Genomic DNA, 25,792 nt, shown 5'->3' with positions numbered 1-25,792 from the left:
TATTTTCTCCCGTAAAAGCCCCCGCATCGCCTGCCACGCGCTCAGGTGGCGTAAGGGTCCGTAAGGTGCTGGTCCGGGTGTGTATTACATAATATAAAGAGATGGGATGGCATTATAACCGGCATCCGTTTATCACAATCAGGCAAGAAAGGTAGGTGGGCGCAAAGGTATGGCATCTGGTCAGTAATAAGCACAAAAAAGTGATGAAAGGCAGAAGGACCTCCGCCCGTTTATTCCTTTCCTTTTTGCTGGGCGGCATACCCGAAAACCTTCTGGAGCAGCGGCGTGGTGCGCGCTCCCAGCTGTCCCCGGATTTCCTTTTCCTTTTCCGCTACCATCACAAAGAGCCCGTCTATGGCTTTCTGGGTCACGTAGTCGCTGAGATCGGGGTTGACCTTTTTTACCAGCGGCAGCTGGTTATAACGGTTCATCATATCGCCCCAGTAGCGGGTAGCCCCTGCCTTTTCGAGGTTGCTTTCGATCACCGGCCGGAATTTGGACTTCAGTTCCGCAGTGGTGGTTCGTTTGAAGTAGCTGGTTGCTGCGGTATCGGGGCCGAGCAGGAGCTGTGTGGCGTCGCGCAGCGTCATTTGCTTCAATGCCTGGGTAAAAATGGGAGCGGCTTCTTTGGCTGCGCTTTCGGCGGCGCGGTTAAAAGACAGGATCGCTTTATCGCAAAGGCTGCCGAGACCGATACCGCGGAGGGTCTGCTCTATGCGCTGGGCTTCGGGCGGGAAGACCACCTTGATCAGCGCATTTTTAAAAAAACCGTCTACGGCCGACACCTGCTTGATGCCGTCCTGCAGCCCTATTTCGAGGGCCTGCTTGACGCCGGTGCTGATCTCGGTGCTGCTGGGCGCGGCGGCGGACGGAAGGGCCGTACCGCTGACGGCCGGCTGGTTGCTGTCTTTTTTGTGCAGGACATGGTCTAAGATACCTTTCAGCTGTGCCTGGGCGGGGAGGGTGCCCATACAGAGGACAGCCGGTATCAGAAAAAGAAGATAATAACGGAAGGGCTGTTTCATAGAAGGATTGTTTTTATGTCCGGAAAACAGCCCGGCCGTCGAGGGGACAACTGTCCGCGATGCTTTACGGAAGCGGGTCCTTCGGCGGCCTGCTGCAGGGGGTAATAACCGGCGCCCCTTAAATATGGGCCTGGATCTTTTTCTCCAGTACCGAGCGGGGTACGGCACCGATCTGCTTGTCGACTACCTGTCCGCCTTTGATGAACAGGATAGCGGGGATGCTGGTGATGCCATATTGCACGGATATTTCAGGATTCTGATCTACGTTCAGCTTTCCGACATTGACCTTGCCGTCATAGTCTTTGGCCAGCTCTTCGATCACGGGGCCTATCGCACGGCAGGGGCCGCACCATTCCGCCCAGCAATCCACTACGGAAAGCTTGTCCGAACCCAGCACATCGGTCTGAAAGTTCGCATCTGTGAATTCTAATGCCATGATAATTTGTTTTTATGGTTTAACGCTGTGGTTATTGCTATATCAACTGGTTCCGGATACTTCAACAATCGAACCGGGATGCAAATTACTGCATTTCTGACAGCTTAGTTATTGATTAATTTGATATGGACATCGATATTGTCCTGTTTCTCCAGAAAATGGGCCAAATCGTCATTCATCTCCATGTTTTTGCTGAAGCTTTTCAGCTTTACTTTCAGCTGTTCTTCCCCGTCGCTGAACTGGAAGCACAGCTCACTTTTTCCGGGATGGCTGTTCAGGTTATCCGCCAGAAAGTGCACGATGTCCGGGGTCAGCGTTTCCGGGGCGGCGCTCAGGATCACCTGCCGGGTATGCTGCTTTTTTATTGCCTCCAGCAGCTGTATGTATTGCACCTTAAACTCCACTTCGTTGTCGCGGTACATCCGGTAGCGGAGGCTGCCCTGCAGGAAAAGACAGAAGCCGGGCTGCAGGTACTGGGCAAAGCGGGCATAGTCTTCGCCGAACAGGGTAAGGGGAAAGTTGCCCGTATAATCCTCCAGGGTAAGGCGGCCGTATTTGTTGCCGTTTCTCGAAATATTGTGCATGGCCTCGCTGACGAAGCCGGAAATGCGAAAGATCTTTTCCCGCATCTTGCCGTTGTTTTCCGGCAGCAGCATGGTAGACTGGTGACTGAGCAGGTCCCCGATCGGGGTAATGCCGTAATGCTTGAGCTCAAACCTGAAATTATCCAGGGGGTGGCCGGAAAGGTACATTCCCGTTACTTCCTTTTCCTTTTCCAGCTTGGTGGTCAGCGACCAGGGCTCACAGTCCGGTATCTTCGGCGGGGTTACCTCCGGGAGACCGGCATCGCCGAAGAGGCTGCCCAGGCTCTGGGTGGTGCCGGCCTGATACTGGCTGCCGAACCGGACGATCTTTTCCAGTCCGGTGCTGGTGTCGTTGTCGGGTTTATAGAAATACTGGGCGCGGTTCAGCTCCGGGAAACAATCGAAGGCGCCGGACATGGCCATGCATTCGAGGGATTTGCGGTTCACCGAACGCTGGCTGATGCGTTTTACCAGGTCAAAAATAGAAGTGAAAAGCCCGTTTTTCTGCCGTTCCGCCAGCAGGCTGTCAATGGCGGCCTCGCCGGCCCCCTTGAGGCTGGCCAGCCCGAAGCGGATCTCCCCTTTCCGGTTCACGGCAAAGCCCTTCTGGGATTCGTTGACGTCCGGCCCCAGCACGGGAATGCCCATACGCTTGCATTCCTCCATGAAGAAGGTGATCTTTTCAATGCTGTTGGCGTTGTTGAGCACCGCGGCCATATATTCGCCGGGATAATGGGCTTTCAGGTAAGCGGTCTGGAAGGCCACAAAGGCATAGCAGGTGGAATGGGATTTGTTAAAGGCGTAGGAGGCAAAGGCTTCCCAGTCCGTCCATATCTTTACCAGCTTATCTTTGGGATGGCCTTTGGCGGCAGCCCCTTCGATAAACTGGTTTTTCATCTTGTCCAGCACCGCCCGTTGCTTTTTACCCATGGCCTTCCGCAGGATGTCCGCATCGCCTTTGGAGAAGCCGCCCAGCTTCTGCGCCAGCAGCATCACCTGTTCCTGATACACGGTGATGCCATAGGTTTCCTGCAGGTATTCCTCCATTTCGGGGAGGTCGTAGCTGACCGGCTCCAGCCCGTGTTTCCGCCGGATGAAGTTGGGGATGTATTCGATAGGTCCGGGGCGGTACAGGGCGTTCATGGCGATGAGGTCGTCGAACTTGTCGGGCTTCAGATCGCGCAGGTACTTCTGCATGCCGCCGGATTCAAACTGGAAGGTGCCGTTGGTCTCTCCCCGCTGATACAGGGCATAGGTTTGCGGATCATCCAGCGGGATCTGGTCAATATCAATTTCAATACCGTGGTTCTGCTTGATGAGGTCCAGCGTGTTACGGATGATGCTGAGGGTCTTCAGTCCCAGGAAGTCCATCTTGATGACGCCGGCCGATTCGATGATGCTGCCTTCATACTGGGTAACCAGCAGGTCGGAGTCTTTGGCGGTGGATACGGGGATCAGCTCGGTGAGGTCCTGCGGGGCGATGATGATGCCCGCCGCATGGATGCCCGTATTGCGTACGGAACCTTCCAGCACGCAGGCCTCCCGCAGCACTTCTCCCTGCAGGTCGCTGCCCTTGATCAGCTCCCGCAGCTTTTTGACGTTGGCGAGCTCGTCCCCGCCCAGCCCTTCTTTCTGGCTCAGGCTTTTTTCGCCTTCGAGAGGCGCGTTGAAGATGCGGTTCAGGCTGATGCCGGGCCGTTCCGGCACCAGCTTGGCCAGGGCGTTGGCATCGGGCAGGGGCAGGTCCATGACCCGGGCCACATCCTTGATGCTCATCTTGGCCGCCATGGTGCCGTAGGTGATGATCTGGGCTACCTGGTTGCGCCCGTATTTTTCGACCACATATTCCAGCACTTTCTGTCGCCCTTCGTCGTCGAAATCGGTATCGATATCCGGCATGCTTTTGCGGTCCGGGTTCAGAAAGCGTTCGAACAGCAGGTTGTATTTGACCGGGTCGATGTTGGTGATGCCGATGCAGTAAGCGACCGCGGATCCTGCGGCAGAGCCGCGGCCCGGTCCTATAAAGACCCCCCGTTCCCGTCCGGCGCGGATAAAGTCGGACACGATCAGGAAGTAGCCGGCAAAGCCCATGTTCTCTACGGTCTGCAGCTCAAAGTTCAGCCGTTCCTCTATTTCAGGGGTCAGCTCATGATAGCGCTCCCGGGCCCCTTCGAAGGTGAGATGCCGCAGGTACTGGTCCTGCGTCAGGAATTCGGGGGGGATCGGGAAATTGGGCAGCAGGATATTGCGCTTCAGGTCCAGCAGCTCCACCTTGTCGATGATCTCGTTGGTATTGTCGATCGCTTCCTGCACGTCCCCGAAAAGCCGGTTCATCTCCTCGGTGGTCTTGAAGTAAAACTGGTCGTTATAAAAAGCAAAACGCTTGTTCTTGATGATGACGTCGTCGTCGGCAAATTCCTTGATGGTGGGGGTGCTCTTTTTCTCCCCGGTGTTGATGCAGAGCAGGATATCGTGGGCATTGGCATCGTCCTGCTCCACATAATGAGAGTCGTTGGAAGCGATGGTCTTGACGTTGTACTTACGGGCAAATTTCAGCAGCACCTCGTTGACCTTCTCCTGCTCGGGAATACCGTGACGCTGCATCTCCACATAGTAATCCTCCCCGAAGATATCCAGCCACCAGCGGAATACCTCTTCCGCCTCCGCTTCGCCTTTGCGCAGGATGGCGCGGGGCACTTCCGCGCCCAGGCAGCAGGTGGTGGCGATCAGGCCCTGGTGGTGCTGAAGCACCAGCTCCTTGTCGATCCGGGGGTATTTCCCGTAGAGTCCTTCCATAAAGCCCAGTGAGCAGAGCTTGGTGAGGTTGCGGTATCCCTCTTCGTTTTTGGCCAGCATCACCTGATGAAATCGGATGTCCTTTTCCTCCCGGGTAAACTGGCGGCGGTGACGGTTTTCCACCAGGTAGAACTCGCAGCCGACAATGGGCTTTACCTTGAGCCGTTTATCCTTCGGGTCGTCCGGGTTGAGCTTGTGATTGTAGGCTTCCGCCACAAATTCGAAAACGCCGTACATGTTGCCATGATCCGTGATGGCCAGGGCCGGCATATTGTCGTCTATGGCTTTGCGGTAAAGCTGCTTTATACCTGCGGCGCCGTCGAGCAGGGAATACTGGGTATGTACGTGTAAATGCGAAAAGCGGGGCATCGGGATTTCTGATTTGATAATTTGGTAATTTGATGATGATAAACCGATCAGCACATCATCAAATCATACATCTATTACAAATGAAAATCTTTCGGGTTGATAAAAAAAATTAAGGGATTAAAATTTATCCACAGTTTTTCCGTTAATGAACAAAAGGCTTCCGGTCTGCCGTGGCTGTTTACATAACGCTTTCAGGATTAGCCATTTTGACTTATATTTGCCACACTACTAACCCGCACACACGATGATCAAACACTGGCGTACTGCCGCAAATGGCCTTATTGCTGTTGCGCTGGCGCTTACGTCCTGCTCTTCCGTCCGGAAAATGGTGTCCTCCGGCAACCCTCATCCTGCCGGCAGGGAGGGAAACGAAGCCTCCGCCCAGACGGCTTCCGATAAGGATAACGAATCGCTTACTTTTCTCGATGATATAGACCTGCAGCGCGACGGGAAATCGAGCCGCCACCGCGGCGGCGCCTACCATTCCCCCGCTTTGCCGCCCGAGATGAACAGCGGACTGGCCACCTCTCTCGCCGTACGCACCAAATACTCCCAGCTCCTCGGGGTATCGGCTACCGATATCGACAATATATCGCTCTACAACTTTATCGACGACTGGTGGGGAACGCCCTATCGCTACGGCGGGGAAACACGCCGGGGCATCGACTGCTCGGCTTTTGTACAATCCCTCTACGCAGCCGTTTTCGGACTGGCATCCATTCCCCGCACCGCCAGCGAGCAGTATCAGGATTCCAAAAAGATCAAGAAAGCCAGCCACTTGCAGGAAGGCGACCTGGTGTTTTTCCGCATCCGCAGCCGTCGTATTTCACACGTGGGGGTGTATCTGAAGAACAACAAATTCGTACATGCCTCCCTCAGCGCCGGTGTTACCATCAGCGACCTGAGCGATCCCTACTGGCACCGCTATTATGTGGCGGGCGGAGAACCCGAATGAAGCAGCTTGTTTTTCCATTTCTGCCATAGCTGCGTCACGTCATCCGATGCATTCCAGCGAAGGATGCCAAAGGCAAAGACCGGTCCGAATACGAGCGACCGCACCAGGGTGTCCACATAGAGATTTCCCAGATAGGGGAACAGCCGGCTGGCTCCATAGGCCACCACTCCCCAGGCCAGCACCAGCAGGGTTTTGCCTGTAAAAGGCTGGAACCGGAACTTCCACCAGATAAAGCAGAAACGCATCAGGTTGAACAGGATCAGCGTAAAGCTGATCGTAAGCGATGCCCCGATGATGCCGAAACGGTGCACCAGGACAAAGTTCAGCGGAATGGAGAGCAGGATAAAGGTAATGTTGCTGAAGAAATCAAAACGCCAGTAGTTGGAGGTTTGGATCAGCTGGTTGTTGATCCCCGTGGCCAGGTCCACCAGCTTTCCGATACCCAGGATGAGGATGACCTGCCGGATGGCCGGGCGCGAGAAATCGCGGGGCAGGAACAGCAGGAGATTGCCTACATTGGTCCAGATGAGCCCCAAGATAAAGATGCCGAAGATCAGCAGGGTGACCGCCGATTTCTGATAAAGCGTACGGATCTCCCCATAGGCCTTGTTTTTCCAATGCGCCGCCAGCAGGGGCGTGGTAATGGCCGCCATGCTGCGCTGAGGCACCTCCATGACCCGGATGATATAATCCGCCAGGGTGTACCGGGCGGTGTCGCCCAGCCCGTTGATGCTGGCGATAAACAGCTGCTCCAGTGTTTTGGAAAGACTGTTAAAGATGCTGCCGCTGAAGATATAGGCGCTGAAGATCAGCATTTTCCCCCGCAGGCGGCGGGTAACATGACTGATGCTTGGATGTATCTTGAAACGGCCGGTCCCGGCCAGGTAAAACAGCAGGACAAGGCAGGGGATCACGTACAGCAGGCTGTACAGGAATGCAAACTGGCCAAACGATATCCACCCCAGCGCCACCAGCAGGATGATCATCATGGGGTATACCTTTACGGCAGTCTCCCGCAGAAAATTGCTCAGCACCGTTTTCCGGATACCCCAGGCAAAGCTTTCCAGCAGGGTGAACAGCAACAGGAAGAAAGTGGTGGGGTACACCAGGTAATAATATTGCACAAACAGGGCCGAGTTCTTTCCGAACTTGCGGATGATCAGCCCCTCAAACAGCACGCTCGCCAGGACAAAGAGCAAAAAGCCGATCCCGCAGATGACGGCAGTGAGAAAAGGCAGGTCGTTTTTTTTCGGGGAAAGATAGTCGTTGTAAAAAGGAAAGAACTTGTTGATGACCGGCACCGTTCCCAGCGTGGCAATGGAGGAGGCCAGCACCGCAAAGTTCAGCACCAGGTTCAGCATTCCGTACTGTTCCGGGGTAAGGTAGCGGGTAAAGAGCACCAGCAGGTTAAAGGCGCCGACGGCAAATCCGATATAGATAAAAATGGAAGAGCGTATACTTTGTTGCCTGACAATACCCATCTGGTGTATTCGCGGTTTTGGACCTGCCAAAAGTACTATTTTTGCATCTTTGTTCCCTAAACAATCCCGTACTATGCCCCGCAGATCCGCGCCCGCCGCCCTGGTCAACAAGCTGTTCAGACTTCCCCTGCTGGAGAAGCTCCTGGCGAGCACACCGCTGCGCCGCTCTCCCTTCCGGGACCTGATCGTACGCAAGATAGCGCCCAAGCACTGGGATTATAAAAAGGCTACCCGCCGTATGGCCGAGCGCGGGGGGATCGTTTATGAACTGGACCTGCGGCAGCATCTGGACCACGGTATCTATTTTGGCAGTACCGACCCGGCCAAGGAAACCCTGTACCGCGAAGTTCAGGAAGGAGATACGGTGCTGGATATCGGTAGTAACCTTGGCGAGGTGCTGCTGAATTTTGCCCGCAGGACAGGAAAAAATGGACGCGTATACGGCTTTGAGCCTCACCCGGTTACCTTTAATAAGCTAAAGCGAAATGTGGAGCTGAACCCCTTCTCATGCATCTCTCTTTTTAACCTGGGCCTTTCCGACCGGAAGGGCAGCTTCAGCATGGCGGTGCCGGATGAGCGGAACACCGGGATGAACCGGATTCTGCCGGAAGGGGAAGCGCCAGGGAGCCTGCGGGTGGACACCGAAAAGCTGGATGACTTTGTGCTGGCCCAGGAGCTGGACCGGGTAGACCTGATCAAGATAGATGTGGAAGGCTTTGAGCTGTTTGTGCTGCGCGGAGGGGAGGCCACCCTGCGCCGGTTTCGTCCCCGCCTGTTCATCGAGCTGGTGGACGATAACCTGAAGGCGCATGGCTTCCGGGCCCGTGATATCATCGCCTTTCTTACGCCTTATGGCTACCAGATCCGGTCCGCGCAGACCGGCGCGGCGATCACCGCGGATACCGACCTGGATCACTGTCAGTTTGATATCTGGTGCGTGCCCTCCTGAGCCGGTGGCGTCAGGGCTGAGGCATACAGCGCCCTGAAGGCCTGCTCCACTGCCTCCTCCGAAAAATGCGCCTGCACATACCGGCGCAATACCTGGGGATCGTAATCCGCATAGTGATCCAGCACATGACAGATCGCGCTGCAGATGGCTTCTGCGCTGCGCTCCCGCAGCAAGAACCCCCGTCCTTCCTGCAGCTGTTCGGGTATGGCGCCCGTAGCCGGCGCAACAACAGGGATGCCGCAAGCCAGCGCTTCGGTAATGACGACGCCGAAGGTCTCAAAGGCGCTGTTCAACACCAGCATATGACTCTCCCGCATCCGGGCGGCCACCGCTTCCGCAGGCTGCTGACCGTGAAAGAAAACGCGTTCTCCCAGGCCGAGGTCGCCGCTCAGCCCGCGCAGCTCCTTTTCATACTCTTCCGATTCCCCGAGGATATGCAGCTCCGTATCGCGACCCGCCGCTGTAAGCAGGGGCAGAGTCCGGAGGATCTGTTCCACGCCTTTCAGCGGCTTCAGGTTAGAGACGTGCAGCAGCCGCGCCCGTCCTCCGGGAGGTCTCGGTTCCCCCGGGAAGAAGCGGCGGGTGTCCACCACATTGGGGACCACCCGGCAGCGCTCTGCAAGGTTCAGCTCCCGCAGGCAGTTTTGCAGGTAGCGGCTGACCACTGATATCTCCCGTGCACGGCGCAGACAGATCCGGTGAAAAAGCCGTTTGAACCGGGACTGTCTGCGGAAGTCCTCCGGCACATAAACAGAAGAATGCTCGGTGACCACATAGGGCAGTCCCCGGGTAAGGCTCAGCCAGAGGGCGAACAGACCCGTCTGCTCCACCACATTGAGGTGTACCAGGTCGAAATGACCGCTTTTTTCCCGGAGCATCCGGTACCCGGCGCGGAGCCCCCGGAAGAAACGTGAGAACCGGATCAGGCTCCGGAGCAGGGGCAGGTTAAGGCAGCGGTGCCGGTAATACACCCGTACGGTGGGCAATCCTTCCTCCAGCGTATAGACCAGCTCGTAGGGTTTCATGTGCGCGCTGTCGTCCCGGTCGATGGTCAGCACGGAAACCTCCGCCACCCGGCCGGCCACCCTTGCATGATTTTTGATAAAAGGACCGGCAAACCGGACCCGGTTGGGAAAATAGCTGGCAAGGAATAATATCTTCATAACAGGATGTTCCCGGCTGCGGGCCGGCGCGCGTTCCGCCTGCCGGCGCGGGCTGATTAGGCCGGGATAGGCAAAATTGATACTTTTGTTGTCATTTTTAACCAAACATAAACGATGACGGAACCGACATTCTATGCACATCCCAGCGCCATTATCGACGAGGGCTGCGAGATCGGAAAAGGAGTAAAAATATGGCATTTCAGTCATATCATGGGCGGCTGCCGGATAGGGGATGGCTGCAATATCGGGCAGAACGTAGTGGTATCGCCCGAGGTAGTGCTTGGTAAAAATGTAAAGGTACAGAACAACGTTTCTATCTATACCGGCGTGATCTGCGAGGACGACGTATTCCTGGGGCCCTCCATGGTCTTTACCAACGTCATGAACCCGCGCAGCGCCGTAAACCGCCGGGGGCAGTATCTGCGCACCCGTGTCGGCAAGGGGGCCAGCATCGGGGCCAATGCCACCATCGTCTGCGGACATGATATCGGCGAATATGCCTTTATCGGCGCCGGCGCCGTGGTCACCAAAGCCGTACCGGCCTATGCCCTGGTCGTCGGCAACCCCGCCCGGCAAACCGGGTGGATGAGCGCTTTCGGGCACCGTCTGCATTTCGACGGCGACAACAAAGCCGTCTGCCCCGAGAGCAGTCAGGAATACCGGCTTACCGATCAGGGCGTCGTTTGCATTACCCCCGCGCTTTCAGAATAACGTACTATGCCCCGGATACTCAGAGCCACCACCATCAGTAAAAAATACCTGGATTATTTTTACCAGCGGCATCCCGGGCTGCTGCCGGCCGGCTATGAGGAGCAGGTAAAAGCCCTGGAATGGGATGCCTATGCGGAGGTGGGGCTGTGGAAGCTCAACCTGCACCGGCTGCCGGGATACGAAGTGGAAGAAGTATATGTAAACCATCCGGTGCTGCAGAAGAAATGGGCCGAAAAACACGGAGTGCCTTATCATACCGGCAGTCCGGATGTGGCGATCCTGCGGGCGCAGATCGACGCTTTCCGGCCGGAGATCATCTTTGAGGACGACGACCGCTATTTCAACCCGGCCTTCCGGGACCAGCTGAAAAAGCAGTTTCCCTTTATCCGGCATTTTATCGCGTGGGACGGCTATATCCGTTCGGATACGCGCCGCTTTCAGGGCTGCAGCCTGGTGCTGACCTGCGTGGAGGATATCCGGCAGCGGCATCTCCGGCATGGAACCTCCAGCGAGCTGCTTCCTTTCGGGTTTGAGACCAGCCTGACAGAACGGATCGGGAATGCCGGTCCTCCCTATGGGGTTACCTTCGTCGGCAACATCATCCCGGACATCCATACCCTGCGGCTGAGGACCCTTTATGCCCTCTATCGTAAAGCGGGGGCGGAGCTTTGGATATCCAATTTCAGCAACCGCCTCATGGCGCTGAAGCGCCGCGCACATTATTACCGCAAGGCGTCGGTGGGCGACTGGCCCGCCATCCGCGGCCTGGAGCGGGTGAGCCGGGGGGCTGCTTACGGACTGGACATGTACGGCATCTTTAACCGCTCCGCCGTTACGGTGAACGTCCACGGAGACCAGGTCCATGAGGCCGGCAATATGCGGCTGATCGAAGCTACCGGCTCCGGCGCCTGCCTGCTTACCGACGACAAGCCCAATATCCGGGAATACTTTACACCGGACCGCGAAATCGTTACCTTCAGCAACCGGGAAGAGGCAGTGGAAAAAGTGCGTTACCTGATGCAGCACGAGGCGGAACGCCGGAAGATCGCCGACGCGGCCAGAAAAAAAGTGGAGGAGAACTTTTCCTTTTACGGCCGGGTCCGGCATTTTGACGGGTATGTAAAAAAATTGCTTTACTGACAAAGACCGGAGATGCAGCTTATCGATAAAATATTTTCCCGACCCGAACTGCAGCAGCAGCCCCCTGTGCTGCTGGATATCGGCGCTTCGGGAGAGATACATTTCCGCTGGAAAAAGATAGCGCGGTACAGTATCTGTATCGCCTTTGATCCCGATGAAAGAGAATACCGGTACATCACCCGGGAGACCGGAAATTACAAAAAGCTGCATGTGTTCAATTGCATCGTGTCCGATCTCAATGACAACGCGCATCCTTTTTACCTGACCGCCTCCCCGTTCTGCTCCAGCTTTCTCAGCCCGCGGGCAGACCGGCTGGCGCCTTACGATTTTGCCCGGAAGTTTGAGGTGGAAAAGCAACTGCGGCTTCCCGTCAGAAAGCTGACGGATATCCTGGCCGAATTACAGATCACCTATGTGGACTGGTTCAAGACGGACTCCCAGGGGCTTGACCTGCGCATCTTCCGTTCGCTCGGCGATGCCCTGATCCGGGGCGTAAAAATTGCCGAGTTCGAACCCGGCATCATGGATGCTTACATGGAAGAAGACAAGCTGCACCAGGTGCTGGCGTTTATGGATACGCATCCTTTTTTCCTGAGCCGCTTTACGGTAAAGGGTCCCTCCCGGATATCCCCGGCAGCGCTTGCCATGCTCTCGGGGAATTCGCTGATGCAAAAGCTGATGGCGGCGACGCACAAAAAAACCGCCGGATGGGGAGAGCTGGTCTACCTGAACACCTTTGAACGGCGGGAAGGAATTACGCTGCGGGACTACCTGCTGGGGGGCGCTGTAGCCTTGCTGAACGAGGAGTACGGGCTGGCGCTGGAACTCATGCAGCAGGCGCGGCAGGATTTTTCCGATCCGCTGCTGGAAGAGATAAAAGACCATGCGGCCAAAGCGGTCCGCCGCTCCCTGCTGAACCTCCGCTTTCTGCCGCATGTCTGGAGGAAGGTGAAACGTAAAACCCCCTAAAGGGGGAAAGAGGTGAAGGGTGAAAGGTCAGAGGTCAGAGGTCAGAGGGGAATCTTGGCTCCCTAAAGGGGGAAAGAAGTGAAGGGCATTTTTTAAAAGGTGAAAGGTAAGAGGTCAAAGGTGAAGGGTAAAAGGCACAAAAATGAACGGATGAAAAGCTATTTCTGTACCTTATTTGATAGTTATTACCTGTCCCGCGGGCTGACCATGTACCGGTCCCTGGCAGCCACCGGAGCGGATTTTCATCTCTATATCTTTGCTTTTGACGACCGTTGCGAAAAGATATTAAAGCAGCTTTCGCTGCCGGCGGTAACGGTAGTGTCGCTGCGGGAGTTTGAAGACGAGGAGCTGCTGTCCGTAAAGCCCCTCCGGAGCCGGGCGGAATATTGCTGGACCTGCTCTTCCTCCACCATTTTATATTGCCTGCAGCGGTTCGGTCTTCCCCATTGCACCTATATCGACGCCGACCTGTATTTTTACCGCGATCCGGTGGTCCTGCTTGAAGAAATGGGCGATCATTCGGTGCTGATCACCGAACACCGCTATTCCCCGCAGTACGAAAAGGCGGTAAAGGCCGGCATCTACTGCGTGCAGTTCATCACCTTTAAAAATGATGCTTACGGACTGAAGACATTGCAATGGTGGAGGGACCGTTGTATCGAATGGTGCTATGCCCGGCAGGAGGAGGGTAAGTTCGGGGATCAGAAATACCTGGACGACTGGCCGGAACGGTTCAAGAACGTGTGGGTGCTGCAGCACCTCGGAGGAGGGCTGGCCGCCTGGAATATCCAGCAGTACGATGTCAGAGAAGGTCCTGAAGGGCTCGTCTGCACGGAGCGGAAAACGGGGCATACCTTTTTGCCCGTATTTTATCATTTCCATTACCTGCGGTTCTTAACCGACGGGCGTATAGAGCTGGGCCGCCGGCAGCTGAGCGAGGCGGTGAAGGCCTGTTTTTACCAGCCTTACCTCAAAGAGCTTGAAGAAAGCAAACGTCGCATCCAGACGCTCGATAATACCTTTGATCCACATGGGGCCGCTCCTCCGCCATCGGGGCTGAAGCCTGCGCTGGTGAGTCTGCTGCGAAAGCTGAAGGGCGTATACCATATTTATTATCTTGACGATTTCGTAAAACAGTACGCAGATCATGGCCCATATCATTGACCTGACCACGCACAGCGATAAGCGGGGAAGTCTTACCGTGATAGAGAAGGATATCCCTTTCCCGGTAAAGCGGATCTTTTATATTTATGGTGTGGATAAATCCGTGCGGGGCGGCCACCGGCATCATAGCACAATACAGGCGGCCATCTGCGTGCACGGCAGCTGTATCGTCTCCAACGACAATGGCAGCCAGCAGGAGGATTTTGTGTTAGACCATCCCGGTAAATGCCTGATCCTGCAGCCGGAAGACTGGCATACCATGCATGACTTTACGCCGGATGCCGTATTGCTGGTGATGGCTTCGACGGTTTTTGACCCGGCGGATTATATCTTTGAACCGTATCATCATTAGGCTATGATCCCCTACGAAAATCTGCGGCTGGTCAACCAGCGTTTCTTTGCCGATTACAAAGCCCGGTTTGATGCGGTGCTCGAAGGGGGTTGGTATATCCTGGGAAACGAAGTAAAACGTTTCGAAGAAGCCTATGCCGCCTATCATCATGCGAAACATTGCGTCGGCGTGGCCAATGGTCTGGAAGCCCTGCAGCTTTCGCTGGAGGCCTTCGGTTTCGAGCGCGGTACCTCCGAGGTGATCGTGCCTTCCAATACCTATATCGCCACCATACTGGCTATTGTACAGTGCGGGCTCCGGCCTGTGCTGGTAGAGCCGGATATCAGCACTTATAACATCGACCCCGACAGGATCGTGGAAGCCATCACTCCCCGCACCCGCGCCGTAATGGTAGTGCACCTCTACGGGAAATGCTGCGCCATGGATAAGATCGGCGCGCTCTGCGAGCAGTACGACCTGCGGCTGATAGAAGACTGTGCGCAGTCGCACGGGGCCCGCTTCAAAGGCCGGCTCTCGGGTACCTTCGGGGATTTCGGCGCCTTTAGCTTTTATCCTACCAAGAACCTCGGCGCGCTGGGGGATGCGGGGGCCGTGCTCTGCGAAGATGATGCGCTGGCCGCTACGCTGCGGCGTCTGCGGAATTACGGTTCGGATGTCAAATATTACAATGAGCTGCCGGGCTTTAACTCCCGGCTGGACGAAGTACAGGCGGCCTTCCTGTCGGTGAAGCTGCCTTACCTGGAAGCCATCAATAGGCATAAACGGACCCTGGCCGGCATTTACCTGGAGCAGCTGAAGGACGACTTCATCAAGCCGCAGGTGGATCCCGATTATTTTGATGTGTATCATATCTTCAATGTCCGGCATCCCCGTCGCGATGCGTTGAAAAAATACCTGCTGGAGCATGAGATCGGCGCCGACATCCATTATCCCATACCGCCGCACCGGCAAAAGGCCATGCAGGGTATTATAGCGGACCAATCTTATCCTGTTTCCGAAGAGATACACCGGACCACCTTAAGCCTGCCCTGTTCCTATGCACACAGCGAGGAAGATATATACCGTGTTGTGGAGGTCATGAATAAATTTTAAAACGGATGGATTTTCCCCTGATCAGCGTCATCACCGTTTGTTTTAATGCTGAAAAGCATATTGCGCGGACGATCGAAAGCGTCCGGCAGCAGGATTATCCCCGGATCGAATACATCGTGGTGGATGGAGGATCTACGGACGATACGGTAACGGTCATACGCAGCTATGGCAGCGTGATAAGCCGGCTGCTCTCCGAAAAGGACCGGGGGCTTTATGATGCGATGAACAAAGGGCTCCGGCTGGCCACGGGCGATTATGTTTTTTTCCTGAACGCCGACGATACCTTTTACGATGCCGGGGTGCTGCGCGGGATGATCGCTGCCTGTCCCGATGCGGATGCTTATTACGGGGAAGTGCTTTTTGTGGATGAGCAGGACAGGGAGCTGGGCCTGCGGTCGGAGCAAACGCCGCAGCGGGTGCCGGAGCGGTTGAGCTGGAAAAGCCTTCGTACCGGTATGGTGGTTTCCCACCAGGGCTTTCTGATCAGGCGGTCGCTTGCGGCGGCCTATGATCTCCGGTATAAGGTGTGTGCGGATGTGGACTGGATGATCCGCTGTCTGAAGCAGTGTCGCAGCGCCTGCAATACCCATTTGACCGTTACCCGGTTCCGTACCGGCGGCACTTCCAAGCAACGGCAGCGGCTGGCCTGGAAGGAGCGGTATCGTATCTTACAGAAACATTACGGCGTCCTGCCCAATTTCTTTACCCACCTGTTCATCGTCGCGCGATATATCTTTTCAAAGAAGTATTGAAATTGTTTAAGGTTTAACGTCCAGGGTCTAAGGTTAATTTGCCTGGGGTAAAACTTTAAACTTTTAGACGTTAAACCTTAGACTTTGGCCCGTTGCCTCCGCACCCCCTCGGCTACAAGCCCGCCGATTACCAGCAGGATCAGCAGCACGGAGGAGAAGCCGGCGATCTTCTGCCCGGTGAAGAAGGTATCGGGGTGGAACCTGAATTCGATCTGGTGTTTTCCCGCCGGGATCTTTAGCCCCCGCAGGGCATAGTTTACCCGGAGAATAGGCGTTTCCTTTCCGTCGATAAAAGCCTTCCAGCCGGCCGGGTAGTAGATGTCGGAAAATACCGCCAACCCTTCCGCCGTATTTTCGGATGCATATTTCAGGGCATTGAGGCCGTATTGGGTGAGTTGAATATGGGCAGCGCTGTCGGCGGCGGCAACCGTGCCTACCTGTGACCGTAAACGCTGGTCGATGACGGCGCTATCCTGTACGTCGAGGTTGGAGAGCGCCCGCATTTCGCTGTTGGCATCCGGGGCCCAGCGCACGCCCTTTACAAACCAGGCATTTCCCAGCGCTGCATTGTTGCGTACCGGCGGGGCGCCGGGGTTAACGATAAAGTAACGCGTGTTGAGCATGTTCAGCACCGGCGAGCTCTGGAAGGCGGCCATTGCCGCACTGTCGAGGCTTTGCTTGCCTTGCAGGCTGGAGATGATCCGTTGTATTTCGGGAGTCAGCTGGTAGTCGATCAGATCCTGGTAACGCCAGAGCTTGGCCGGGCTGTAGCCGCCGACGGATTTGTGATAATAGGAGGTAAGCGCATCCCCGTTGAAGATATTGGATGGGGAAGTAGCCAGATTCAGCGTCCGGTAATAGGGCGTTTTATCCTGCAGGATCTGCTGGTCGGCGGCAGAAGGCGCGGGCATGGCAGGTTCCTCGGCAGGAACGAAGCTGTCGTTATTGAGAAAGCGCTTGTCCACCTGGAAAAGATCGAAGAGCAGGACAACGCCGAGTATCACAAAGAACGGCGTGGTTTTAATCTTTTGTTTGACAAAGGCCCAGAGCAGGGCGGCGAAGATCAGCACCAGGATCAGCGAACGGAAGGCATCGTGCTGCAGCAGCGAAGCCCTGTCGCTCCGGAGGGCGCCCAAGAGCTGAGCCTGCGGACCTTGGAGCATACTGTCGTTTGGGCCGCTGTAGTCCATTAGGCTGCCGGGGATGATCATCAGCAGGATGATGATCCCGCCGGTGATATACAGCGATTTTTTTATAGCCTCCCAGGCCTTTTTCTGATCGGTATTTCCGGTAACCAGCTCCTGCAATGCCCACCCGGCCAGCCATACAAAGGTGAGCTGGGGCAGGATCAGGCTCATGGAGGGAGCGCGGAACTTGTTATAGAAGGGAAGATGGTAAAATAAAAAGTCGTTTATCCCGGCAAAATTTCTTCCCCAGGACATCACGATACCGATCACCGTGACGGCCAGCAGCCACCATTTGTGCCGGCTGCGGATCAGGAACAACGACAAAATGAAAAGGAAGCAGACGACGACCCCGAAATAGACCTGCGAGGTCCCCGGCTGCGGCCCCCAGTAAAGCCACCCTGCAAACTGTCCCGCTACAGCGTCGGCCTGCTGAGGCGGCACACCTAAGGAAAGCAGCTTCGCTTTGGTCTCGGAATTGCTGACAAATTCCGGAGATACGGAAGCGGTGCCATATACATTGGGCACGAGGATGGAAAAGGTCTCCAGCTTGCCCATGCTCCACTGGTAGGCATAGTCGATGTCCAGTCCCCCTTTTTCAAAGCTTTGGTTGGTGGTGTTCTGCAGGGTCAGCTCGGACTGGCTGCCACGGATCGAGTATTTCGCATACTCCTGGGTGATCAGCAGGTTGTCCGATGCCGGCAGCACGGCAAGGATACCGGCGATCAGCAGCACTACCGAAGCGATCAAGAAGCGGGGCAGGGTCTTCTCTTTTATACTGTACACCAGCTCACCGACCACCAGGCAGCCGATCATGATGAGCGTATAGTAGATCACCTGCAGGTGGTTGTTATAGATCAGCAGCCCCGCGGACAGGGCTGTGATCGCTCCCCCGAGCAGGTGCCTGCCCCGGTACACCAATATGATGCCGGCAAAAACCGGGGCCATCCAGGCCATGCACATCATCTTGGTGATATGACCGGTGACCATCAGGATCAGGTTGTAAGAGGAGAAACCGTAGGCTACGGCGCCGAATATACGTACCCAGTAGTTGAACCCCAGCACACACAGCAGGAAATAGATGCCGAGCATGGCGATAAAGAGCATGTTGACCGGCTGGGGGAGGAACAGAGTAGTGAGCCGGTTCACCCAACCCAGCTGGTTGGCGGTAGGCCCGGTATAGATCACAAAGGAGGGCATACCGCTGAACATGCTGTTGGTCCAGAGCGGACGTTCCCCGGTCCGGTCATAGAAATCCCTGGCTTCCTTCATCATTCCCTGTACCTGTGTCATATCGCTCTGGTGGAGGGTATTGCCTTGCAGAACCGGGCTGCAATAGATAAAACCGAGTACGATAAAGATAAGTACGGCCAGAATATGGGGTAAGACTGATTTTTTCCAGTTTACGGACATATTATCGGGGTTAGGATTGGTTTAATGCGTATTATTTCCGGCCTAAATGTATTACTTTCGGGGCATTTTCGGTATGGGAGCCATCCGTTTTTTAGAAAAAGTAGCGCTTTGTTGCAATATCTGCTTCGTAGCGGCGTGGATGTTACAGAGAATGCCCCTGGGATCTTATGCAGATCACTGGACGGTGAAGACGGTGGCGGTGATGGGTTTTCTCATGGCGCTCCCGCTGAATGTGCTGGTTAACCTGGCGCTTGGCGTTATGGCCCTCAGATCGGGAAAAAGCGTTTTTAGGCAGGCCGGCAAAACCTTATGGGCCGTTAACCTGTTTTTTTTAGTGCTCACTCTTGTTTACTTTTTGATACGATGATCGGCAATATACTCAAGGACAAGCCCACGAAGCTGTTTATTTTCTTTGCCTGCTTTTTTGTAGCCAATGCCCTGATCGCGGAGTGTATCGGGGGGAAGATATTTTCACTGGAGGAGCTGTTCGGGCTGGCTCCCGCGCGTCTTACCCTGTTCGGGCAGACGGACCTGTCGTTTAACCTGACCTGCGGGGTATTGCTGTGGCCCCTCGAGTTTGTGATGACGGATATTGTCAACGAATACTATGGTCCCAAGGCGGTAAGACGTATATCTTATATTGCCGTGGCGCTGATCACCTATGCCTTTGTGATGTTCTTTCTGGCCATCCGGGTGCCGGGCGCCGATTTCTGGCTGAGCAGCAACCAGCAGCGGGGCGTGCCGGATTCGCAGGCTGCCTTTGTGAGCATCTTCGGGCAGGGGATGTGGATCATCGTGGGCAGTCTTACAGCCTTCCTGGTGGGGCAGCTGGTGGATGTGCTCGTTTTTCACCGGATCAAGCGGGTGACGGGTCACCGCTTTGTCTGGCTGCGGGCGACGGGTTCAACGGTGATATCCCAGCTGTTCGACAGCTTCCTGGTGTTGTTCATCGCCTTTAAGCTGGGCAGCGGCTGGAGCTGGAAGGAGGTGCTGGCCATTTGTGTAGTGAACTATATCTATAAGTTTACCATGGCCGTGGTGCTGACACCGGTGATCTACCTCGTGGAGCACCGTATCGAGCGGTATGTGGGACCCGAGACGGCGCTGAAGATGAAGGAGGCGGCGATGCAAAAAGGTTAAGGACGAAGGGTGAAAGGAAAAAGGCGGAATTTTAAAAGGCTGAATGCCCCGGACAATCCTTTGAATGAACATTTTCGTATTTTGGTAAATATTTTCCAAATTCGGAAATAATTTCTAAATTTGCAATGGTTATCATTACAAAAGGAGCTATTCACGAGTTTGTAAAGAAATATCCGGGGGCAGCCGGCCCCTTGAATGATTGGTTTAAAAAAGCTTCTCAGGCAGACTGGAAAAGTTTTGCTTCCGTTAAATCTACTTTCAATACAGTGGATGCGATCGGGGAGGACAGATATGTGTTCGATATCGGAGGGAATAACTTTCGGTTGATTGCAATGATACACTTTACAATAAGGACGCTGTATATAAGAGCAATCTTAACCCATAAAGAATATGACGCCTTGTCCAGGTTAAAGAAGCTGACCGCTTTATAAGACTATAAGAGATCATAATATGAAAATCTCATCCAACAGGCAATATCATACGGCCCTTGCAAAGATCGAAGCGTTTATAGAAAAAGGCTTTGGTAATCTTACAGCCACTGAAACCGAGCAATTAAGGGTGATCTCTCTGGCTGTTGAGGCCTACGAGAAAGAAAAGTACCCCATGCCGGTGACGACTACCATTGCTTCCATTCTGGAAGAATACATGTATGAAAACAAACTGAATAAGGGACAGCTTTCCCAGATACTCGAAGTACCTAATTCTACCCTGAGTGAGATCATTAACGGGAAAAGGAAGCTTAATCTCAGAATAGTAAAAAAACTCCATCAGAAGCTGAACATAGACGGCAATTTTTTATTGGAAACCGCTTAGGCAGCGCATTTCAAATTTCAAATTCCATGTCCTTTATGATCTCCGCCACCACTTTGTCGATCGGCAGGGTTACGGAGTGGGCTGAAAAATCTTCCCGGTTGATCCAGCGGAAAACTTCCGCCTGGTCCCTGAGCTCATCAAAATCAAAGGGCTTTTCCTTAAAGGGCAGTACGAAAGGAGAGACCGGCTTCACCCGGTAATAGACGGAGATGATCTGCCGCCCGTCCCCGAAGGCGGATTCCTGGAAGAAGTCCGTGGTATAGAGGTGTTCTCCGATCTCCGCCTCCTGGAATAATTCCTCGGCCCATTCCCGCTTCAGGCAGTCGCGGGTGCCTTCCCCGTATTCGAGACCTCCGCCGGGGAACTTGGTATAAAATCCTCCCTTGATATATTCGTCGCTGACCAGGACCTGCTGCTGCGCATTGATGCAGATGCCGTATACGCGTACGTTAAAGGGATAATAGCCGGGTGAAGGTGATGTGGATTCCATTTTTTACGTTGATTGTTTCATTTCCGGAGGCAGCAATAGCTTTTTCCGATGGTCCGGTACCTGCCGGCCTTCCTGGTCCCGGAAGGCTCATCAAAAGTATAGAGCGTATGATAATTCCGGCCGATCATTTCTTCAAACTTTTGCTGCCGGATGCTGGTATGCGGATACCGGATCACCCGCTCCCGGTACCCCGCTGTAGAGGGCGGACCATATCCATGCCAGCTCAGCAGGGAGGCCTGTATGGAAATAACATCAAAATTTTCCAGGGAAAGGCTTTGCCGGTTAAACAGGATGAGGCTACTTTTCATATCCAGCAGGGCTTCCAGCATTTGGCAGGGATCGGGAGTATACTGAAGCGTGCAGGAGGTGAAGATGATGTCGGTATTCCCAGCACTCTTCTCCGCCGCTTCCTGCAGAGAAGCCGAGAAGGATAATTCCGCCGTCTCAAACTCCCGCATGGCGGCGACCATTTTTTCCGTTTCCACCACCTGCCATTGCAGGGAAATATTTTCCGGGATCAGCTTCCGGGCGTACAGATAATATCCCCCGTCCCCGCCGCCAAAATCGATTATCCTGAGCCTTTTGCCGGGATGCCGTCCGGCCATCCGGCAGATGGCATCGGTAAGCGACAGCACGCCGATATTGATGTTCACGGGGGTGCCGTTGTTGAGGTCTGTTCTGAACTGCCGGGCCTTTGTTTTTACGATCTCCAGGATATCCGTATTCTCATAAAGACCCCGGCTGCAGCGCGCTGCAGCGTCCGTATAGGATGGGTAGATCTTCCCGCCTGAGAACCGCTGGAAAAAGGCTTTCTCCAGCCGGGCCCGCCGCTGCTGCATATCCATGACACAGGGTTGAGGGTATAAAAAAAGCTGAATTTATTAAAAAATACCGGATTGAAATGCCCTTCACCTTTCTTCTTTGACCTTTTGCCTCCCTTTAATGCATCCTGTCTCCCCGCAGCGCGAGAGTCTGCAGGATACCGGCTTCGGTTTGCAGCCATTCCTGCCAGCGGGCCTTTACCCTTTCGCCCGGGATATAGGTATGGGCCAGGTCGATGAACAGCCGGTAATGTCCGGCTTCCGATACCATAAAGCGACGATAGAATTCCCGCAGATATTCGTCTTCCAACCCTTCGCTGAGCAGGCGGAACCGCTCGCAGCTCCGGGCTTCGATGAGGGCGCAGATCAGCAGCTTGTCGAGCAGCCGGTCCTCTGCGCTGCCGCCCTTTGTCTGTGCGGAAAGGAGGGCGTTTACGTACTGGTCCTTCCGTTGCTTGCCCAGGTGCAGGCCGCGCTTCTGCAGCTCCGCCAGCACCTGCCGGAAATGCCCCCATTCTTCGGTGACCACCGGGGCAAGCGCGGTCACGAGCTTCTCCTTTTCGGGGTAGCCCTGGATCAGCGAAATACAGGAAGTTGCCGCTTTCTGCTCGCAATAGGCATGATCGGTGAGGATATCTTCCAGCGAGATGGCGGCGAGGTTAACCCAACGCGGATCGGTGGGCAGCTTCAGACCGAGTATGGCGTTTTTTTGCGACATGGGGCAAAGGTAAGGGTTGACGGGAGAAAGGCCTGTAAACGTTAATTTAGTATCTTTGGGTAGGTCTCGACATAGCTTTCGCGGCTACCTGACCGTTAAAAAAAGAATATCAACAGATGAAAAGCAACAGTTGGCAGGAACGAATTACCATTGACCCGCAGCAATGCGGAGGGAGGCCCTGCATCCGCGGCATGCGGATACGAGTGATAGACATCCTCAACCTGCTTGCAGCTGGCCTGACACAGGATGAAGTAATAGAGGAATTGCCAGACCTGGAAAAGGCGGATATCGAAGCCGCCCTTAAATATGCCAGTCATAAGTTTGACCACCCCGTAATTGCTGCATGAATATCTGGATAGATGCCCAGCTTTCTCCCGCTATTGCTGCATGGATCAATCAGACCTTTAAATCTGTAAAAGCGCAATCTGTACGGGCTTTGGGATTGAGAGTGAGATATTTGACAAGGCTCGTGCGGAAGGGGCCATTATCATGAATAAAGATGATGATTTTATAAGATTACTTGAATTGCAGGGTCGTCCGCCCCAGATCATTTGGATAACCTGTGGAAATAGTTCCAATAACCGCATGCGTGAAATACTTTCAAGACATCTGGAAGTGGTGGTCGAACTGCTTCGTAAGGGAGAACCTTATGTTGAAATAACCGGAGAATAACTGCTCCATGCCTGATGAGGATTTCTTAGGACATTATCTGCAGCAACGGCAATCCGAGGATGCGTTGCGCACCCTGCGCCGCCCGGCTGCGGAGCAGGTGGATTTCTGCTCCAACGATTATCTCGGGCTGGCCCGGGATATGACCTTTCAGGAAACCATAGCAGATGCCGTTAGCCGGCACGGGCTTTCCCATGGCAGCGGCGGCTCCCGCCTGCTGGCGGGGAACTATGCCTTAGCCGAGGAGACCGAAGCGCAGATCGCGCAGTTTCATCAGGCCGAAGCGGCGCTGGTCTTCAACTCGGGCTATGATGCCAACGTGGGATTGTTCTCTTCGCTGCCGCATCGTGGCGACATCGTATTATACGACCGCCTTATCCATGCCTCTATACGCGACGGTATCCGGTTATCGCCCGCCCGGGCCTTTGCCTTTGCCCACAATGATGCCGCTCACCTGGAGCAGCGGCTGAAAAAACTGAGCGGACGTGTATTCGTGGCCGTGGAAAGCATCTATTCCATGGACGGCGACCGGGCTCCCCTGGAAGCGATCGCGGAGGTGTGCGGGCGTTATGGCGCCCACCTTATTGTCGATGAAGCGCATGCCACCGGCGTCGTGGGTGACAAGGGAGAAGGGCTGGTGCAGCAACTTGGCCTGCAGGAGCGCTGTCTGGCCCGGGTGCATACCTTTGGGAAGGCCCTGGGTGTGCATGGCGCCGCCGTTACCGGCAGCCGAAGCTTGAGATACTACCTACTGAACTTTGCCCGTTCCTTTATCTATACTACCGCCTTGCCGCCGGCGGCCATGGCTGGCGTACAGCTCGCTTACAATCGCTTCCCGGAGATGCGGACGGAGCGGGAGCAACTGTCCCGTCTGATGGCTCAGTTTGACCGGGCGGCGCTTCCCTGCGCGCATCGCGGTGCACTCACCCCCATACAGGGGATCATTGTCCCGGGCAATGCAGCGGTAAAACGCCTGGCGACCGCCCTGCAGTCCACCGGGATGGATGTACGGCCGGTGCTCTCCCCGACAGTGCCGGCGGGAAGCGAGCGGCTGCGGGTGGTGCTACACAGTTTTAATACCCTCGCCGAAGTGGAGCGGCTGACGGCCACACTCCAGCAATACCTGAAAACGGGCGGCTGAGGGTAGCGGCGGCTAACCGGAAGCGGCCGCGCTCAACTGTTGGCCAGCGACTGGATGATGTCGTACTTGGTAACGATATGATAGGTGCCCGTTTCGTCCCGCGTCAGGACCGCGCCGTTGTCCTTGTTGATATAAGCGGAAAGCCGCTCTATGGGGGTTTCGGTGGATACTACCGGAAAAGGAGGCTGCATGACCTCTTTGACCGTCATATCCTTTACGGTCGGGTCATCGATGATCTTATTGAAAAGACCATTTTCGGAAATCGCGCCGATGGGCTCGTTGCCGTCCATGACGGGAATATGCTCTATGTCGAACCGCTTCATGCGTTCAATGGCGTCGGTCACCTTTTCCTCGGGCGACAGGATGACCAGCGGCTGATCCCTGCGGGTGCTGATCACGTCCCGCACCGTATGTACATGTAAAAAACCCCGCTCCACCATCCACTGGTCGTTGTATATCTTGCCGACATAGCGGCTGCCATGGTCGTGAAAGACCACCACCACGATATCTTCGGGTTTCAGCCGGTCTTTCAGCTGCATCAGCCCCTGCAGGGCAGAGCCGGCGGAGTAGCCGACAAAGATGCCTTCTTCCTTGGCAATACGACGCGCCATAAGCGCCCCGTCCTTGTCCGTCACTTTTTCAAAGTGGTCGATCACACTCATATCGTAGTTGGCCGGGACAAAATCCTCCCCGATGCCTTCTGTGATATAAGGATAAACCTCGCTCATATCGACCTTTCCTGTGTCAAAGTACTTTTTTAACAAAGAACCATAACTATCTACTGCCCAGTTTTGTATGTCTGGATTTTTCTCTTTCAAAAATTTCCCGGTACCCGAGATGGTACCCCCTGTGCCGCTGGCCACCACGAGATGGGTAATGGCGCCCCCGGTTTGTTCCCAGATCTCGGGGCCGGTCTGTTCGTAATGGGCCAGCCGGTTGGCCAGGTTGTCGTACTGGTTTACATACACGGAGTTGGGGATCTCCCGTGCCAGGCGGTTGGCCACCGAATAGTAGGAACGGGGGTCTTCCGGTTCTACGTTGGTCGGGCAGACGATCACTTCCGCACCCATGGCCCGCAGGATGTCGATCTTTTCCTGTGACTGCTTATCCGTAGTGGTGAAAATACATTTGTATCCCTTTACAATGGCGGCCATGGCCAGGCCCATGCCGGTATTGCCCGAAGTGCCTTCGATGATGGTGCCGCCGGGCTTCAGCGCCCCCGATTTTTCGGCTTCCTCTACCATTTTTACCGCCATGCGGTCTTTGATGGAGTTGCCGGGATTAAAGAACTCCACCTTCGCATAGACGGGGCAGGGAAGGCCGGCCGTTATTTTATTAAGCTTTACCAGGGGCGTATTCCCGATCGCATTCAGGATATTTGCGCGATAATCCATTCGTTCCTATTTATTTCGTGATGGCTGCAGGTCCACGGCACAGCGGCTGCGGGGCCCGGCTTTTTCAGGAA

At 54.9% G+C, this 25,792-nt stretch carries 25 protein-coding genes; 15 read left to right on the top strand and 10 right to left on the bottom strand.

Going from position 1 to position 25,792, the window contains the following annotated elements; translation table 11 throughout:
- Positions 1-230: 230 nt before the first annotated feature.
- The 3 genes from ABD851_RS15545 to dnaE all read right to left on the bottom strand — a co-directional run bounded on the left by ABD851_RS15545 (position 231) and on the right by dnaE (position 5,210).
- On the bottom strand, positions 231-1,025 hold the full coding sequence (locus tag ABD851_RS15545; RefSeq protein ID WP_344980969.1) for a DUF4197 domain-containing protein: 795 nt from the start codon (positions 1,023-1,025) through the stop codon (positions 231-233).
- 118 nt (positions 1,026-1,143) lie between these two features.
- Positions 1,144-1,461, bottom strand: coding sequence for a thioredoxin (gene trxA / locus ABD851_RS15540; protein ID WP_344980968.1), 318 nt, complete (start codon positions 1,459-1,461; stop codon positions 1,144-1,146).
- A gap of 104 nt (positions 1,462-1,565) precedes the next feature.
- Positions 1,566-5,210 (bottom strand): DNA polymerase III subunit alpha, encoded by a 3,645-nt coding sequence (gene dnaE / locus ABD851_RS15535; RefSeq protein ID WP_344980967.1) that lies wholly within the window; start codon positions 5,208-5,210, stop codon positions 1,566-1,568.
- Positions 5,211-5,454: 244 nt separating this feature from the next.
- Between dnaE and ABD851_RS15530 the strand changes: the two genes are divergently transcribed.
- Entirely contained in the window at positions 5,455-6,165 is a 711-nt protein-coding gene (locus tag ABD851_RS15530; protein ID WP_344980964.1) for a C40 family peptidase, read from the top strand.
- Here ABD851_RS15530 and ABD851_RS15525 read toward each other — a convergent pair.
- Positions 6,138-7,646 (bottom strand): lipopolysaccharide biosynthesis protein, encoded by a 1,509-nt coding sequence (locus tag ABD851_RS15525; protein WP_344980962.1) that lies wholly within the window; start codon positions 7,644-7,646, stop codon positions 6,138-6,140. The genes ABD851_RS15530 and ABD851_RS15525 overlap by 28 nt on opposite strands.
- A 73-nt stretch (positions 7,647-7,719) precedes the next feature.
- Here ABD851_RS15525 and ABD851_RS15520 point away from each other — a divergent pair, with 73 nt between their 5' ends.
- Positions 7,720-8,595, top strand: a complete 876-nt coding sequence (locus ABD851_RS15520; RefSeq protein ID WP_344980960.1) for an FkbM family methyltransferase — start codon at positions 7,720-7,722, stop codon at positions 8,593-8,595.
- Here the strand turns inward: ABD851_RS15520 and ABD851_RS15515 are convergent.
- Entirely contained in the window at positions 8,565-9,758 is a 1,194-nt protein-coding gene (locus ABD851_RS15515) for a glycosyltransferase (protein ID WP_344980958.1), read from the bottom strand. The genes ABD851_RS15520 and ABD851_RS15515 overlap by 31 nt on opposite strands.
- 114 nt (positions 9,759-9,872) lie before the next feature.
- Here ABD851_RS15515 and ABD851_RS15510 point away from each other — a divergent pair, with 114 nt between their 5' ends.
- The 7 genes from ABD851_RS15510 to ABD851_RS15480 all read left to right on the top strand — a co-directional run bounded on the left by ABD851_RS15510 (position 9,873) and on the right by ABD851_RS15480 (position 15,938).
- The gene (locus tag ABD851_RS15510) at positions 9,873-10,469 is read left to right on the top strand and encodes an acyltransferase (RefSeq protein WP_344980956.1); all 597 of its coding nucleotides are present in this window, start codon (positions 9,873-9,875) and stop codon (positions 10,467-10,469) included.
- A gap of 6 nt (positions 10,470-10,475) precedes the next feature.
- Positions 10,476-11,609, top strand: a complete 1,134-nt coding sequence (locus ABD851_RS15505; protein ID WP_344980954.1) for a glycosyltransferase family protein — start codon at positions 10,476-10,478, stop codon at positions 11,607-11,609.
- Positions 11,610-11,621: 12 nt separating this feature from the next.
- The gene (locus ABD851_RS15500) at positions 11,622-12,578 is read left to right on the top strand and encodes a class I SAM-dependent methyltransferase (protein WP_344980952.1); all 957 of its coding nucleotides are present in this window, start codon (positions 11,622-11,624) and stop codon (positions 12,576-12,578) included.
- Positions 12,579-12,728: 150 nt separating this feature from the next.
- On the top strand, positions 12,729-13,742 hold the full coding sequence (locus ABD851_RS15495; protein ID WP_344980950.1) for a hypothetical protein: 1,014 nt from the start codon (positions 12,729-12,731) through the stop codon (positions 13,740-13,742).
- Positions 13,726-14,094, top strand: coding sequence for a sugar 3,4-ketoisomerase (locus tag ABD851_RS15490; RefSeq protein ID WP_344980947.1), 369 nt, complete (start codon positions 13,726-13,728; stop codon positions 14,092-14,094). Before ABD851_RS15495 ends, ABD851_RS15490 begins: the two co-directional genes overlap by 17 nt.
- A gap of 3 nt (positions 14,095-14,097) precedes the next feature.
- On the top strand, positions 14,098-15,186 hold the full coding sequence (locus ABD851_RS15485; protein ID WP_344980945.1) for a DegT/DnrJ/EryC1/StrS family aminotransferase: 1,089 nt from the start codon (positions 14,098-14,100) through the stop codon (positions 15,184-15,186).
- Positions 15,187-15,191: 5 nt separating this feature from the next.
- Complete coding sequence (locus ABD851_RS15480) at positions 15,192-15,938, top strand: glycosyltransferase family 2 protein (RefSeq protein ID WP_344980943.1); 747 nt, start codon at positions 15,192-15,194, stop codon at positions 15,936-15,938.
- A gap of 77 nt (positions 15,939-16,015) precedes the next feature.
- Here the strand turns inward: ABD851_RS15480 and ABD851_RS15475 are convergent, their stop codons facing one another.
- Positions 16,016-18,535 carry a YfhO family protein gene (locus ABD851_RS15475; RefSeq protein WP_344980941.1) on the bottom strand — a complete coding sequence of 840 codons (2,520 nt, stop codon included), beginning with the start codon at positions 18,533-18,535 and terminating at the stop codon, positions 16,016-16,018.
- Positions 18,536-18,898: 363 nt separating this feature from the next.
- Between ABD851_RS15475 and ABD851_RS15470 the strand changes: the two genes are divergently transcribed.
- From ABD851_RS15470 to ABD851_RS15460, 3 genes are all read left to right on the top strand, one after another.
- Positions 18,899-19,675, top strand: coding sequence for a queuosine precursor transporter (locus tag ABD851_RS15470; protein ID WP_344980938.1), 777 nt, complete (start codon positions 18,899-18,901; stop codon positions 19,673-19,675).
- Between the two features lie 125 nt (positions 19,676-19,800).
- On the top strand, positions 19,801-20,106 hold the full coding sequence (locus ABD851_RS15465) for a type II toxin-antitoxin system HigB family toxin (protein WP_344980936.1): 306 nt from the start codon (positions 19,801-19,803) through the stop codon (positions 20,104-20,106).
- A gap of 19 nt (positions 20,107-20,125) precedes the next feature.
- Entirely contained in the window at positions 20,126-20,488 is a 363-nt protein-coding gene (locus tag ABD851_RS15460; RefSeq protein WP_344980934.1) for a helix-turn-helix domain-containing protein, read from the top strand.
- 10 nt (positions 20,489-20,498) lie between these two features.
- Here the strand turns inward: ABD851_RS15460 and ABD851_RS15455 are convergent, their stop codons facing one another.
- The 3 genes from ABD851_RS15455 to ABD851_RS15445 form a co-directional block, all read right to left on the bottom strand.
- Positions 20,499-20,978, bottom strand: coding sequence for an NUDIX domain-containing protein (locus tag ABD851_RS15455; RefSeq protein WP_344980932.1), 480 nt, complete (start codon positions 20,976-20,978; stop codon positions 20,499-20,501).
- A gap of 17 nt (positions 20,979-20,995) precedes the next feature.
- A complete protein-coding gene (locus tag ABD851_RS15450; RefSeq protein ID WP_344980930.1) occupies positions 20,996-21,823 on the bottom strand; it encodes a methyltransferase, TIGR04325 family in 828 nt (275 codons plus the stop codon).
- Positions 21,824-21,917: 94 nt separating this feature from the next.
- A complete protein-coding gene (locus ABD851_RS15445) occupies positions 21,918-22,517 on the bottom strand; it encodes a MiaE family protein (RefSeq protein WP_344980928.1) in 600 nt (199 codons plus the stop codon).
- A gap of 116 nt (positions 22,518-22,633) precedes the next feature.
- Between ABD851_RS15445 and ABD851_RS15440 the strand changes: the two genes are divergently transcribed.
- The 3 genes from ABD851_RS15440 to ABD851_RS15435 all read left to right on the top strand — a co-directional run bounded on the left by ABD851_RS15440 (position 22,634) and on the right by ABD851_RS15435 (position 24,327).
- Complete coding sequence (locus tag ABD851_RS15440) at positions 22,634-22,864, top strand: DUF433 domain-containing protein (protein WP_344980926.1); 231 nt, start codon at positions 22,634-22,636, stop codon at positions 22,862-22,864.
- A gap of 61 nt (positions 22,865-22,925) precedes the next feature.
- Positions 22,926-23,189, top strand: coding sequence for a DUF5615 family PIN-like protein (locus ABD851_RS18070; RefSeq protein ID WP_425549963.1), 264 nt, complete (start codon positions 22,926-22,928; stop codon positions 23,187-23,189).
- Between the two features lie 7 nt (positions 23,190-23,196).
- Positions 23,197-24,327: an aminotransferase class I/II-fold pyridoxal phosphate-dependent enzyme gene (locus ABD851_RS15435; protein ID WP_344980924.1), complete on the top strand. Its 1,131-nt coding sequence runs from the start codon at positions 23,197-23,199 to the stop codon at positions 24,325-24,327.
- A 32-nt stretch (positions 24,328-24,359) separates the two neighbouring features.
- On the opposite strand, the gene ABD851_RS15430 is transcribed toward ABD851_RS15435, so the two are convergent.
- A complete protein-coding gene (locus tag ABD851_RS15430; protein WP_344980922.1) occupies positions 24,360-25,721 on the bottom strand; it encodes a pyridoxal-phosphate dependent enzyme in 1,362 nt (453 codons plus the stop codon).
- Positions 25,722-25,792 lie beyond the last annotated feature (71 nt).

It is taken from the genome of Compostibacter hankyongensis, assembly GCF_039541075.1.
Taxonomy (GTDB): Bacteria; Bacteroidota; Bacteroidia; order Chitinophagales; family Chitinophagaceae; genus Compostibacter; species Compostibacter hankyongensis.
Note: the sequence above shows the minus strand (reverse complement) of the source record. Positions and strands in the feature narration are given on the sequence as shown.

What these genes read in the sequence shown, in the direction of transcription:
- ABD851_RS15545 (WP_344980969.1), bottom strand. Translation starts at nt 1,025, where the DNA reads ATGAAACAGCCCTTCCGTTATTATCTTCTTTTTCTGATACCGGCTGTC.
- trxA (WP_344980968.1), bottom strand. Translation starts at nt 1,461, where the DNA reads ATGGCATTAGAATTCACAGATGCGAACTTTCAGACCGATGTGCTGGGT.
- dnaE (WP_344980967.1), bottom strand. Translation starts at nt 5,210, where the DNA reads ATGCCCCGCTTTTCGCATTTACACGTACATACCCAGTATTCCCTGCTC.
- ABD851_RS15530 (WP_344980964.1), top strand. Translation starts at nt 5,455, where the DNA reads ATGATCAAACACTGGCGTACTGCCGCAAATGGCCTTATTGCTGTTGCG.
- ABD851_RS15525 (WP_344980962.1), bottom strand. Translation starts at nt 7,646, where the DNA reads ATGGGTATTGTCAGGCAACAAAGTATACGCTCTTCCATTTTTATCTAT.
- ABD851_RS15520 (WP_344980960.1), top strand. Translation starts at nt 7,720, where the DNA reads ATGCCCCGCAGATCCGCGCCCGCCGCCCTGGTCAACAAGCTGTTCAGA.
- ABD851_RS15515 (WP_344980958.1), bottom strand. Translation starts at nt 9,758, where the DNA reads ATGAAGATATTATTCCTTGCCAGCTATTTTCCCAACCGGGTCCGGTTT.
- ABD851_RS15510 (WP_344980956.1), top strand. Translation starts at nt 9,873, where the DNA reads ATGACGGAACCGACATTCTATGCACATCCCAGCGCCATTATCGACGAG.
- ABD851_RS15505 (WP_344980954.1), top strand. Translation starts at nt 10,476, where the DNA reads ATGCCCCGGATACTCAGAGCCACCACCATCAGTAAAAAATACCTGGAT.
- ABD851_RS15500 (WP_344980952.1), top strand. Translation starts at nt 11,622, where the DNA reads ATGCAGCTTATCGATAAAATATTTTCCCGACCCGAACTGCAGCAGCAG.
- ABD851_RS15495 (WP_344980950.1), top strand. Translation starts at nt 12,729, where the DNA reads ATGAAAAGCTATTTCTGTACCTTATTTGATAGTTATTACCTGTCCCGC.
- ABD851_RS15490 (WP_344980947.1), top strand. Translation starts at nt 13,726, where the DNA reads ATGGCCCATATCATTGACCTGACCACGCACAGCGATAAGCGGGGAAGT.
- ABD851_RS15485 (WP_344980945.1), top strand. Translation starts at nt 14,098, where the DNA reads ATGATCCCCTACGAAAATCTGCGGCTGGTCAACCAGCGTTTCTTTGCC.
- ABD851_RS15480 (WP_344980943.1), top strand. Translation starts at nt 15,192, where the DNA reads ATGGATTTTCCCCTGATCAGCGTCATCACCGTTTGTTTTAATGCTGAA.
- ABD851_RS15475 (WP_344980941.1), bottom strand. Translation starts at nt 18,535, where the DNA reads ATGTCCGTAAACTGGAAAAAATCAGTCTTACCCCATATTCTGGCCGTA.
- ABD851_RS15470 (WP_344980938.1), top strand. Translation starts at nt 18,899, where the DNA reads ATGATCGGCAATATACTCAAGGACAAGCCCACGAAGCTGTTTATTTTC.
- ABD851_RS15465 (WP_344980936.1), top strand. Translation starts at nt 19,801, where the DNA reads ATGGTTATCATTACAAAAGGAGCTATTCACGAGTTTGTAAAGAAATAT.
- ABD851_RS15460 (WP_344980934.1), top strand. Translation starts at nt 20,126, where the DNA reads ATGAAAATCTCATCCAACAGGCAATATCATACGGCCCTTGCAAAGATC.
- ABD851_RS15455 (WP_344980932.1), bottom strand. Translation starts at nt 20,978, where the DNA reads ATGGAATCCACATCACCTTCACCCGGCTATTATCCCTTTAACGTACGC.
- ABD851_RS15450 (WP_344980930.1), bottom strand. Translation starts at nt 21,823, where the DNA reads ATGGATATGCAGCAGCGGCGGGCCCGGCTGGAGAAAGCCTTTTTCCAG.
- ABD851_RS15445 (WP_344980928.1), bottom strand. Translation starts at nt 22,517, where the DNA reads ATGTCGCAAAAAAACGCCATACTCGGTCTGAAGCTGCCCACCGATCCG.
- ABD851_RS15440 (WP_344980926.1), top strand. Translation starts at nt 22,634, where the DNA reads ATGAAAAGCAACAGTTGGCAGGAACGAATTACCATTGACCCGCAGCAA.
- ABD851_RS15435 (WP_344980924.1), top strand. Translation starts at nt 23,197, where the DNA reads ATGCCTGATGAGGATTTCTTAGGACATTATCTGCAGCAACGGCAATCC.
- ABD851_RS15430 (WP_344980922.1), bottom strand. Translation starts at nt 25,721, where the DNA reads ATGGATTATCGCGCAAATATCCTGAATGCGATCGGGAATACGCCCCTG.